Consider the following 12,425-nt stretch of genomic DNA (forward strand, 5'->3'; position numbering starts at 1 on the left):
AACAAAAGTTTCTCTATATGAAATATTCTGTCTCGATTATAATTACCGTGCTGTTATTGGCCGGAGCACTGACCGTAGAAGCCCAAAATAAAGAATATAAGTTAGATCAGGATTATGGTATCGCTGCGGACGGTACGGTCTTTTTGGATAGCGATGATGCTGAAGTTAGTATAGTTGCCAGTGATCGATTTGATGTCAATGTTAATGTTTACCATCGTATTGATGTAGATGGAATAGAGTGGGGATCTGCCGATGAGTTCAAGATGAATGTAAAACAACGCGATGGCGATCTTTACATTAAAGAAGCCGAGCGCAATAATAGTGGTTTTCGCATTGGAAGTATTGAGAGGGAATACCGAATTACTCTTAAAGTTCCCCGAATGGTATCGATAGATGTAAAAGGGGACGATGGAAGCTATGAAATATCCGATGTTGGAGGAGCAATCAATATGGTTGCGGATGATTCTGATGTCAGCATAAAAAACGCTACCGGAGAAGACTTTTCATTTGAGATTGATGATGGGGCTATTAGGATGGATAAAGGACAAGGTAAACTTGCGGTTACACTTGATGATGGAGAGTTTCGAGTGGATAACGGACGATTTAGGGAAATTGATGTTAGTGGAGATGATGCAAACCTTTATTTTGCTACTGAATTATTCGATGATGGAAAATACTACTTTAATATAGATGACAGTGATTTGGAACTGGATATTTCAGGTGGCGGTGGCAGCATTGATATAGCTCATGATGACACTGACATCGAAACCTTTGGTGCGTTCTCCCAAGTAAGAGATGAAGAGGGAAGTACTGTTTATAATTTGAATGGGGGAAGTGCCAGCGTAGAGATTGACAGTGAAGACGGAGATATCGTATTACGATATTAGGAATAACAGTTTGATGTTATACAGAATTGCCTGGCACTAATCTCATATTGGTATCGGGCAATTCTATTTTTTAATCTCCCTGAAGTATAGTTCGAGCAGCTTTTGAGCAGCTTTAAAAGAACTCATTTCTCCATTTAATACCTGCTGTTCAATTTGCTCCTGCTTCTTTTTTACGGCGGGACTGTCATAAAAATGCTCCGTCAGTCGATTGGTAATGGTATCGTACATCCAGTGTTTGGCCTGGCGATTTCGGTTCTCTTCGAAATAGCTATTTTCTTTTGTTTGCTGTATGTATTCCTGGATAATTTCCCAGATTTCAGGAATTCCCTTGCCGGTTAATGCCGAACAGGTAGTGACCTTGGGAGTCCATCCCGATTTTGTTTCTGGATACAGATGCAGTGCATTTTTGTATTCTCGTACCGCCTGACTGACCGCCTTTTCACTGGCTTCGTCAACTTTGTTGATTGCAATAGTGTCAGCCATCTCCATGATACCACGCTTGATTCCCTGCAGTTCATCGCCGGCCCCGGCCAGCATCAATAGCAGAAAGAAATCGACCATGGAGTGCACGGCCGTTTCCGATTGTCCAACGCCTACGGTTTCGATAAAAATAGTATCGTATCCTGCGGCTTCGCACAGGTAAATAGTTTCACGCGTTTTGCGTGCTACTCCTCCCAGGGAGCCGCCGGTGGGAGAGGGACGAATAAACGCACTGTCATTATTGGCCAGCGTTTCCATGCGCGTTTTATCACCGAGGATACTTCCTTTGGTGCGGGTACTGCTGGGATCGATGGCTAACACCGCCAATTTATTCCCTTGGTCAATGATGTGGTTGCCTAACGACTCAATAAATGTGCTTTTGCCTACACCGGGTACGCCGGTAATTCCTATACGTATGGAGTTACCTGTGTCCGGTAAGCATTGCTCGATAATATCCTGGGCAAGTTCACGGTGCTCGGCCTTGGTGCTCTCTATGAGCGTGATAGCACGGCTTAGAATGGTTCGATTACCCGACTTGATGCCATTGACATACTCCTCCAGCGAAAGCGAAGAACGGCTATTTTTAAAACGTTCCAATCCCTTCGTGTTGATAGCGCTGTTTTGCTCAACGCCCTCACTTACCGAAAGGGAAGAATCGTTATTTTGGTTGTTGGACACTTGAAGATAATTTTTTTACACCCCTCCCTCCGAAAATATTCGGAGGGGCTCCCCTTGAGGGGAGAAGAAGTTCATCCCTCCTTGAGGAGGGTGCTCCGATTGATTTTTATCGGAGACGGGAGGTGTAAATCTTAGTTAGCATTAAGTTTAATCCAATTTTCAATAGTATGAATAACAGAATTAATATCTTGTTTTATTTCTTTATTATCGAATCTAAGAAAGTGAACATTATAAGATTCTATCTCTTTCTGTCGAGTTAAATCATTTACACTTGTTTCGGGATGCTCATGAGCACCACCATCAACTTCAATAGCTAACTTCAGTTCGTGGCAATAAAAATCAACGATATATTCAAGCATGGGAACTTGTCGATGGAATTGATAGCCTAAGCTTTTTCTCCGGATTTTCTGCCACAAAAGAACTTCGGCGTGTGTCATATTTTTACGGAGATTTCTTGCCAGTTCTTTCAGCTCAGGATTATATGGTATTATTTTGTTTTTGGTCATATGTCGAATATAGTTACACCCATCCCTTCGACATAACGTCATGTCGAATTACTTCCCTCAAGGGAAGATGAGATTAATCCCTCCTTGAGGAGGGTGCCTGAATTCCATAGAGTTTTGGAATTCGGGCGGGAGGTGTTTGAATTATTTTTTTGCATCAATAAGTATCTCCAAAATTTGCTGGGCGGCCAGTGAGATCACAGTACCGGGACCAAAAATACCGACCACGCCTTTGTCATAAAGAAATTCATAATCCTGTTCGGGTACTACGCCGCCGACGATTACCATAATGTCATCACGGCCCAATTCTTCAAGTTCATCAAGCACTTGTGGCACCAGTGTTTTGTGTCCACCGGCCAGACTTGAAACGCCCAAAATATGGACATCATTTTCAGCAGCCTGACGCGCGGCTTCTTCTGGTGTCTGAAAGAGCGGACCAATATCCACATCAAAGCCCAGATCGGCAAAGCTGGTTGATATTACTTTTGCTCCGCGATCGTGGCCGTCCTGACCCATTTTTGCTACCATGATACGGGGACGTCGTCCAGCAAGCTCGGCAAACTCATTCGCCAACTGTTGAGCCTTTTCAAACTTTTCGTCCTTATCTATCTCTGAAGAATACACACCTGATATTGATCTAACGGTTGCCGTATAACGTCCGAATTCTTTTTCCATAGCGTCGGAGATTTCACCCAGTGTTGCTCGCTTGCGAGCCGCTTTAACCGCCATATCGAGCAGATTTCCATCCCCCGATTCTGCCACTTTTGTAATAGCGTCAAGCGCTGCTTGTACCTCTTCTTCGTTACGTTCTGCTCGCAGCTTCTCAAGTCGGTCTAACTGTGTTTTTCGGACTTTCTCATTATCAACTTCAAGAATGTCAATCGGCTCTTCTTTGTCAAGCTGATATTTGTTAACGCCAACGATGGTTTCTTTTCCGGAGTCGATACGCGCCTGTTTTTTTGCGGCAGCTTCCTCAATACGCATTTTGGGGACTCCCGTTTCTATGGCTTTAGCCATGCCACCTAGTTCTTCCACTTCTTCTATGAGTTCCCAGGCACGCCGCGCGATACGATCTGTGAGATATTCTACATAATATGAACCAGCCCAGGGATCAACGGCTTTAGTAATATGTGTTTCTTCTTGTAGATATGTTTGTGTGTTGCGGGCAATGCGGGAAGAGAAGTCTGACGGTAAGGCAATAGCTTCGTCGAGCGCATTCGTATGCATCGATTGGGTGTGGCCAAGTGCGGCGGCCATTGCTTCGATGGTGGTTCGCGCCACATTGTTATAGGGATCTTGCTTGGTGAGACTCCATCCGGATGTTTGGCTGTGCGTCCGCAGTGACATCGACTTGGAATTTTTAGGTTCAAACTGCTTGACCATCTTGGCCCAGAGCATACGAGCGGCACGCATTTTGGCGATCTCCATAAAGTGATTCATTCCAATTGCCCAGAAAAACGAAATCCGAGGTGCAAATTCATCGACGTCAAGTCCGGCTTCGATGCCGGTGCGCAGATATTCGAGTCCGTCGGCCAGGGTATAAGCCAGCTCGATATCACAGGTAGCGCCAGCCTCTTGCATATGATATCCCGAAACAGAAATAGAATTAAACTTGGGCATATGTTGTGAAGTATACTCAAAAATATCCCCTACAATACGCATAGATGGCTTTGGTGGATAGATGTACGTATTGCGCACCATAAATTCTTTGAGGATGTCGTTTTGGATGGTACCCGCCATCTTTTCTTTGGATACCCCCTGCTCTTCGGCTGTAACAATATAAAAGGCCATAGTCGGAATGACGGCTCCGTTCATGGTCATGGATACCGAAACCTGATCTAATGGAATCTGATCAAATAGTACCTTCATATCCAGGATGGAATCAATAGCTACGCCCGCTTTTCCAACATCGCCGGAAACGCGTGGATGATCGGAATCGTAGCCCCGGTGTGTAGCTAAATCAAAGGCGACAGATAGGCCTTTTTGTCCCTGTGCCAGGGCTTTGCGATAAAATTTGTTGGATTCTTCAGCGGTTGAGAATCCGGCATATTGGCGGATAGTCCACGGACGAAAAGTGTACATGGTTGAATACGGTCCACGCAAGTAGGGCGGTATCCCTGCGGCATAATCGAGATGCTCGAAATTTTCTATATCTGATTGATCAAACTGTGGCTTTACTGGAATCTGCTCAGCGGTGTTCCATGGTTCTTTGCTTTTTGCTTCGTGATCAGCAGAAATTGAAGGGTCAAATGGGATGTCAGAAAAATCAGGTCTCATAATTCAATTAGGAATTAAGAATGAAAAATTAAAAATGGGTGACCTATATTTAATTTTTCATTTTTCATTTAAAATTATTCCAAGTTTAACTTGAAAGCGAGTAAGTGTTTTCAGTACGTTGCATTTCGAATAAATAAACTCATCAACCCCGCATTCTTTGTAGGTTTCCACATCCTCTTCGGGATATCCGGCAAGTACTAAGATCGGTGGATTCTCCAGATTTGAAACTCCATCTGCTATAGCCGGGACAAGCTCTTTGTATTCTTTATCTGAGCTGCAAATTACAGCAATGTCAGGTTGTTGATCTTTAATTGCATTAATGGCTTCATCCGCATCACCAAATCCAATGGGATCTTCGATATGATAACCGGCACAACCGAAAAAGTTGGCTGAAAAGCTTGCACGTCCCTTGCGCCATTTCTTGTTGCCCAGCGGTAAATTTAAAACCTTGGGTGTTGATTGATGTCTTTCGGTAGCCAGACGCAGTTCTTCAAATGCTTGGGGACCTCGATAAGGAGTAACAGTTCGGTATTGTTGTCTTCCGAAATCAAATAGTTTATCGATTACATCAGCAATGTTAGCTTCCTGCGAAAATGCTTCGGATAAATATTCTACAAGGTTTTCAGCATTACTTTCAATACTTATTTCTTCTGATTCGCGCAGGGCTGCCGTTTGTTTCGATTCTCCAATATCATCGCTCATATTTTCATCAGCGTTGGTGTACTGGTTCGTACCCACAAATGTTCGTCCTCTTTTAGCGATAGCCTGATCGCGCTGTTGCTGTGATTGCTGGATAGCTGATTGCACGGTCCCATTTTCGATGGCTTTAAACAGGCCGCCTTCTGCTTCAACATCCTGAAAAATATCCCAGGCTCTTTCAGCAATTTTGTCGGTTAATTTTTCGATGTAATACGATCCGGCAGCCGGATCTTTAACTTTATTGAAATAGGCTTCTTCGCTTAGAATGAGCTGCTGATTGCGGGCAATGCGCTCTGAAAAGTCGTTGGGCTGACGGAAGTGTTCGTCAAATGGTAATACTGTTAAAGAATCACATCCCGCAATAGCGCCGGCCATACTTTCGGTGGATGTACGCAGCATATTGGTATATGGATCGTAGAGCGTTTTATTCCATCGAGAGGTTTCTCCATGCAAATAAGCAGCATTCTTTTGCGGATCTATGTCATAAGCTTCAATCAGATTTTTCCAAAGAAGTCGAGCAGCGCGGAATTTGGCAATTTCCAGAAAGTAGTTTGAGCCGATTGAGAAGCTAAACGACAATGCCTGCGCGGCATGATTAATATTATTGTCGGTCAGTATTGCCAAGTACTCTGATGCGGAAGCCATTGCATATCCTAATTCCTGCACGATGGTAGCACCACTGTTGTGATAAAATCGCCCGTCGATACTCAGTGGCCGAACGGTTGGCAAATTATCCGCTGAAAATTGTGCGATATGATAGATATCACGCTCAATATCTTTTTGGGCTTTTGAGTATTGACCGTGTTGAAGCAGATAGATAAATGGATCGTAGCTAAAAGTTGTCCGGATCTTTTGGGGATCGAGATTTTGGGTTTGAATTTCATCCCAAAGCATAGCCAGCAGGGCGGGTGAAGCCAAGCCTGCATCAAAATGCAGGGGCGTGTTTTCTAAAGAAATTTTACTTAATACTGTTGAGAAATCTGATTGGTTTTGAATAGGTAACCCCTGAATATCGCCACCGAGCATTCCTTCTGTACGGCGCACGGTTATTTGAAACTGTAAGGCATCTGCTCCGCGATCGAGTGCATTTTGGGCCGCTCCATTGGCTTTGGAGATGTCATTCTCAAAAATGGGTTCCCGTATTTCCCAGCTGTTGGCCTCGGTGTTGGTATACGATTTTGGAATTGGAGCTGAACGGTTGAGTTCGGATAAATCCTCACGCCTGTAAAACGGCAGCGTTTCAATGCCTTCGTCGGTTTCCCACCGAAGCTTTTCTTTATAGTTAGCTCCCTTTAAATCTTTCTTAATGACTTCTTCCCATTCCTCAGTTGAAACGGGAGGAAATTCTTCAAAAAGCGATTGTTTGGTAGAATCGGAGTTGCTCATAATATGAATTTCGTCTTGGTTATAGCTCTTGAAAATAATGAGCTTGTAGTTACTTTACTAATATGCTAAAGGAATGTAACCGGTTTCAACTTCGGGCCGAAATTTTAACTACGAATCGCTATATTAAGACCTAAAATTTGAACTCAATTGAATATAAAGAATCTATTTTCATGGAAAATGTAGACCAACAGATGCCCGCGTTGACCCAGCTAACTGAAGATGAGAAAATGTTGCAGGATGCGGCCCGAGATTTTGCTGAGAGTGCGATTAAGCCCAAAGTACACGAGATGGATGAAAAGGCTAAGCTGGATCCTGACCTAGTGCAGCAGTTCTTTGATATGGGATTGATGGGAATAGAAATTCCTGAGAGTTACAGCGGGGGCGGTGGATCGTTTTTCATGTCGATTGTAGCAATTGAGCAAATTTCTCGCGTAGATGCTTCGGCGGGCGTTTTTATGGATGTACAGAATACGTTGGTTAACAATGCTTTTCTAAACTTTGGAGGTGATGACATTAAAGAACGTTACCTGCCACAACTGGCCAATGAAAAGGTTGGTGCTTATTGTTTGTCGGAGGCCGGTTCGGGCAGTGATGCGTTTGCACTGAAGACTTCGGCCAAAGAGGCCGGCGATCATTATGTATTAAATGGCTCTAAAATGTGGATTACCAATGCCAATGAGGCAGATATCTTTTTGGTGTTTGCTACGATAAATCCCGATGCGGGATATAAGGGTATTACGGCATTTGTTGTTGAACGGGATTTTGAAGGCTTTTCGGTATCCAAGAAAGAAAATAAATTGGGAATTCGAGCGAGCTCTACATGCGAGATTCTGCTAGAAGATTGCAAGGTTCCTAAAGAAAATGTGTTGGGTGAAGTTGGAAAAGGTTATAAAGTGGCAATGGAAACGCTTAACGAGGGACGGATTGGCATTGGAGCGCAGATGATAGGTATTGCACAGGGGGCACTTGATGCTACGCTGGAGTATACTCAGGAGCGCGAACAGTTTGGCCAGGCAATTTCGGATTTTCAGGGAGTACAGTTTCAGCTGGCTAAGATGGCAACAGATATTGAAACGGCGCGATTGCTGGTTTATAATGCTGCAAGAATGAAAGAAAATGGCAACAATTTTCTTAAGGAGGCAGCTATGGCAAAGTACCATTCTTCCGAAGTCGCAGAAAATGTAACCTCTCAAGCTGTTGATCTGTTTGGTGGATATGGCTATGTAAAAGAGTACCCTGTAGAAAAATATTACCGTGATGCGAAAATTGGAAAGATTTATGAGGGTACATCCAATATGCAGTTGAACACCATTGCTAAACTTTTGCTGAAGTAATGATAAGATTTGGATAAATCAGAAAAAACCTTGGGTGCAATTTGCTTCCTAAGGTTTTTTTATGATCATGGGTAAAGTCAATTTATTTAATGTTAAAGCACTTTTTAGCAAAACTTCTTTAAGAAAAATGGGATTTGTCGGAATGATTGGGATTTGTATTGTTGTTGAAGAGAAGTATTAAGGCAAGGTTGGCATATAAATCGACCATTATCATCTATTAAAAACGGATTAAGCAAACTGTTAATATGGAATCACCAGATATTAATGCACTGAAAAAATGGTGCAAAGATGAAGAATCGTTTAAAAAGGTTAAATCATTTGTAGAAAACATTGTCGAGGAAGGCAAGGAGTTGGAAAAAAGATTGAATCTACTTGAATCGGCAATAAGAAGTGATTACGATTCCATATTAATTACCGAACTTACTCTCGAAAAGCCCGGACCAAGAATTGTATATGTAAATGACGGATTTTGCGAAATGACGGGCTATTCCAAGGAGGAAGTTATTGGGAAGACTCCACGTATTCTTCAGGGGCCAAAAACCGACCGAGATGTGTTGGATAAATTGAAGCGCCGATTAAAAGAAGGGCGATCCTTTTTTGGTCAGGCTGTTAATTATCGTAAAGATGGTTCGGAATTTATAAACCAGTGGGATATTCATCCGCTGACTGATAAAGAGGGCAATGTAACGCACTGGGTTTCTTATCAGCACGATATAACGGAGCGCAAGCGTGCCGAGGAGCAACTTGTTGATCAAAAAGTAGAGTTTGATGGATTGCGCGAGGAATCTAAGCGCACGGTTGTTGATGTTGATGTGCAGGGTAATATTGTGATGGCGAATAAGGCGTTTCGCGAACTTGTCGGCTATGGAAAGGATGAACTAAAACAGATTAAGATCTGGGATCTGTTTCCTGATAAATATATGAGCTCAATAAAAGGTCGTTTTGATAAAGAAGATGAGGATGTGTATTTCAACGATGAGGAGTTTAAAGGTATTATAAATCACAAAAATGGGTTTCCCGTTCAGGTTAAAGGAACGACGTCCATTTTAGACCTTAAAGATCAAAAATTGATTCGCGCCGAGATCGAAAATATTTCCCTTAAAAAGCGAATTATGGATACGCTAAAAGAGCGAAACAAGGATTTTGGTCGGGTCGTGCGCAGAGCCTCAGAATTTTCCTATAAAGTTGAGCTTAAAGATGACGAACCTGTCTTTAAGTCCGTGTCGAAAGAATTTCCGGAGATAACAGGTCTATCAGCTGATGCTGTTATTGGAAAGGCCGATGCCGGTATATTTATTCATGATGACGATCTCGAGAAATTTAATGCACATCTGCAAAAAGTTTTTGAGGGAAAGGATTCTACCTGTGAATATCGTATCAAAAATAAAAACGGGGAATTCGTCAAAGTCTTGGATTATGGCAAGCCCGAATGGGATCAGGAGAATAAAATTGTGGTAACTGTTTGCTGTGCCGTTTCGGTTGACCCGGCCTATGAGAAGTCAAAAGTGTGACCTTATATTCTCTAAAGTTATTTGTATTTTACTAGTGTCGCAGATAACCCAAAAAACCAAATAATGGCTGATATTCACGAAATACAACGGCAAATCATCAAAGAGTTTAAAGCCTTAGGCGATTGGACCGAACGGTATAAGCATATCATAAAGCAGGGCCAAAATTTAGATCCGTTGGATGAAGAGCATAAGGCTGAAGAGAATTTAGTGCGTGGATGTCAATCCCAGGTTTGGCTGCACACACATCTTGAGGAGGGCAAGGTTATTTTTGAGGCTGATAGTGATGCTGCAATTACAAAAGGTCTCGTTGCGCTGATGGTTCGCTTTTATTCCGGGCAGTCACCCGAAACCATTATAAATACTGATCCTACCTTTATTAAGAAGATTGGTATGGAACAACATTTATCGCCGACTCGATCAAATGGCTTGGCCTCGATGGTTAAGCAGATGAAAATTTATGCCATGGCTTATAAAACCAAGTTGCAAAAAGAGCAGGCCAAGGCTTAAACCCCACCTTTTATTAGTTTCTTTTAATATCATTCGATAGCTATTTTCGTTTTATTATAATTTAGTATTGTTTTATTAAAATATTATAAATAGCTGTTATATCGAATGTATTCATTATCGAGCATTAAAAAGTTTGCTTTTGCCAAGGATCTGGTGCAAAACAAGATTGAGCAGATTCATAGAACTGGCATTATAGTAATGCACCATGTGTCGTTTTCGCTGGCGGCAGTAGCCCTTCTATTCCTTATCGCCTTCCGTCTGAACGAATCCATTTCGCTGTCGTGGTTTTTTATGAGCATTAGCGTGGCTTTTGTGCTAATTCCTGTTTTGGCCCGAAAAGGCTTTGAAAATACGGCCAAATTTCTTCTCTTAGCTTATATAAATGTTTCTATTCTAATTCTGAGTTCAGTATTTGGAAAAGAAATGTTGATACAGGCTTTTTATCTTCCTGCCTGTGGTTTAGCTATTCTGTTATTCGATAAAGATCACCAGCAATTGCGTAATATAGGGATAGGTATGGCTGTGGTATGCTATATTGTGCTCGATTATGTGATTTTTGATCGGATCTACCTTACTGCCGATGAAGGAGTGATTGTAAAGTGGAGCATTCTGGGGGCGGCATTTATAACTACTTGGCTTACGTTTAACAAATTTTCGGAATCAAAAGAGTTGGCTGAGGAGGAAACACAAAAACTGCTTAAAAAAACACAGTCTCTTAATAAAGAGCTGTTAGAAAAGAAGCAGCAGCTGGAAAAAAATGTTAAACAGCTTGAAAAAGCGAAACAAAAAGCGGAGGATGCATCGAAGGCAAAGTCTGAGTTTCTGTCAACAATGAGTCACGAAATCCGCACTCCTATGAATGCGATTATTGGGATGACTAATTTGTTAGCAAAAGACAATCCGCGAGAAGACCAGGTTGAGCAGCTTGAGATCCTCGATTTTTCGTCTAAAACCTTGCTTTCGCTTATTAATGATGTTCTCGACTTTTCAAAGATTGAATCAGGAAAAATCGAATTTGAAAACGTAGCGTTTAATTTAGAGAATTTGTTAAACGGGGTATTAGAAAGTTTCCGTTTTACGGCCGAAAAGAAAGATGTACCGCTGTACCTGGATTTTGATGAAGACTTGCCGGAAATGATTGCCGGAGACCCAAATAGGTTGACACAAATTTTGAATAATCTTGTCAGTAATGCAGTTAAATTTACTGAAGAAGGAAGTGTCGGGATTATTGTAGAACTAAAAGAGCGCAACGATGACCAATTAAAAATTCTGTTTTCCATCACCGATACCGGTATTGGAATTTCGAAAGATAAACAAAAGGAGATTTTCAAAAGTTTTACCCAAGAGCAAAGTGAAACTTCGCGCGTTTTTGGTGGTACAGGGCTTGGACTAACTATCAGCAAAAAATTGGTTGATTTACAAGATGGTACCATCGATTTGGAAAGTGAAAAAGGGGAAGGCAGTACGTTTTATGTTGAACTACCCTTTAAAACAAAAGAACATGCCGATGAACAGCGGTCCAGCTTGCGTAAGCATGAAAAAGAAACACCCGAGTCGCTACGGGGAACAAAGGTATTGTTGGTTGAAGATAATGCTATCAACCAAAAAGTAATGATCCGATTCTTGGAAAAGTGGGATATAGAGGTCGTACTTGCTGAAGATGGGAGCAAGGCCGTTGAAAAGATGAAAGAAATTTCGTCTATCAACTTAGTGTTGATGGATCTTCAAATGCCAGAAATGGATGGTTATGAGGCAACGCGGAAAATTCGAGAGCTGGAAAATAAGTATAAATCTAACGTCCCCATTATTGCTCTTACGGCAGCGGCTTTAAAAGAGGTTAAGGAAAAAGTATTTGCCTCTGGGATGAATGATTATTTAACAAAACCTTTCAATCCTCCGGAACTCCAGAAAAAGCTGGAATTCTATATTTTAGATAAAACGTAGTAGATTAACCTTTTAGCGTAAATCCTACTTTTATAACAACCTGCCATTGTGCAACGGTGCCATCTTTAATAGAGCCTCGTGTTTCAATAACTTCAAACCATCCCATCTCGTCTACTGTTTGTGAAGCTTTTTCGATGGCATTTTCAACAGCAGCTTCCTGCGATTTATCAGAAGTGCCTGTTAACTCAATCTTCTTATAGGTATGATTTTTCATAGATA

Annotated in this window: 10 protein-coding genes; 5 read left to right on the forward strand and 5 right to left on the reverse strand. The window is 41.9% G+C overall.

The features are described 5' to 3' along the window. Positions 1-17: 17 nt before the first annotated feature. Positions 18-887 carry a DUF4097 family beta strand repeat-containing protein gene (locus tag U5J89_RS12085; protein WP_322575890.1) on the forward strand — a complete coding sequence of 290 codons (870 nt, stop codon included), beginning with the start codon at positions 18-20 and terminating at the stop codon, positions 885-887. Positions 888-950: 63 nt separating this feature from the next. Here U5J89_RS12085 and meaB read toward each other — a convergent pair whose 3' ends face one another. The 4 genes from meaB to U5J89_RS12105 form a co-directional block, all read right to left on the reverse strand. Then, positions 951-2,045 (reverse strand): methylmalonyl Co-A mutase-associated GTPase MeaB, encoded by a 1,095-nt coding sequence (meaB, locus tag U5J89_RS12090; RefSeq protein ID WP_322575891.1) that lies wholly within the window; start codon positions 2,043-2,045, stop codon positions 951-953. A gap of 131 nt (positions 2,046-2,176) precedes the next feature. After that, positions 2,177-2,551, reverse strand: coding sequence for an endonuclease domain-containing protein (locus tag U5J89_RS12095; RefSeq protein WP_322575892.1), 375 nt, complete (start codon positions 2,549-2,551; stop codon positions 2,177-2,179). A 141-nt stretch (positions 2,552-2,692) separates the two neighbouring features. Next, positions 2,693-4,825 carry a methylmalonyl-CoA mutase gene (gene scpA, locus U5J89_RS12100; protein ID WP_322575893.1) on the reverse strand — a complete coding sequence of 711 codons (2,133 nt, stop codon included), beginning with the start codon at positions 4,823-4,825 and terminating at the stop codon, positions 2,693-2,695. 57 nt (positions 4,826-4,882) lie between these two features. Further along, positions 4,883-6,910: a methylmalonyl-CoA mutase family protein gene (locus U5J89_RS12105; RefSeq protein ID WP_322575894.1), complete on the reverse strand. Its 2,028-nt coding sequence runs from the start codon at positions 6,908-6,910 to the stop codon at positions 4,883-4,885. A 170-nt stretch (positions 6,911-7,080) separates the two neighbouring features. Between U5J89_RS12105 and U5J89_RS12110 the strand changes: the two genes are divergently transcribed. The 4 genes from U5J89_RS12110 (at position 7,081) to U5J89_RS12125 (ending at position 12,206) form a co-directional block, all read left to right on the forward strand. Further along, positions 7,081-8,244 (forward strand): acyl-CoA dehydrogenase, encoded by a 1,164-nt coding sequence (locus tag U5J89_RS12110; protein WP_322575895.1) that lies wholly within the window; start codon positions 7,081-7,083, stop codon positions 8,242-8,244. A 245-nt stretch (positions 8,245-8,489) separates the two neighbouring features. Next, positions 8,490-9,755 (forward strand): PAS domain S-box protein, encoded by a 1,266-nt coding sequence (locus U5J89_RS12115; RefSeq protein ID WP_322575896.1) that lies wholly within the window; start codon positions 8,490-8,492, stop codon positions 9,753-9,755. A 63-nt stretch (positions 9,756-9,818) separates the two neighbouring features. Beyond that, positions 9,819-10,262 (forward strand): SufE family protein, encoded by a 444-nt coding sequence (locus tag U5J89_RS12120; protein WP_322575897.1) that lies wholly within the window; start codon positions 9,819-9,821, stop codon positions 10,260-10,262. Positions 10,263-10,367: 105 nt separating this feature from the next. Then, on the forward strand, positions 10,368-12,206 hold the full coding sequence (locus tag U5J89_RS12125; RefSeq protein ID WP_322575898.1) for an ATP-binding protein: 1,839 nt from the start codon (positions 10,368-10,370) through the stop codon (positions 12,204-12,206). Positions 12,207-12,210: 4 nt separating this feature from the next. On the opposite strand, the gene U5J89_RS12130 is transcribed toward U5J89_RS12125, so the two are convergent. Then, positions 12,211-12,420 (reverse strand): dodecin, encoded by a 210-nt coding sequence (locus U5J89_RS12130; protein WP_322575899.1) that lies wholly within the window; start codon positions 12,418-12,420, stop codon positions 12,211-12,213. Positions 12,421-12,425 lie beyond the last annotated feature (5 nt).

The sequence above is a fragment of the Fodinibius sp. genome, assembly GCF_034521915.1.
Taxonomy (GTDB): domain Bacteria; phylum Bacteroidota; class Rhodothermia; order Balneolales; family Balneolaceae; genus Fodinibius.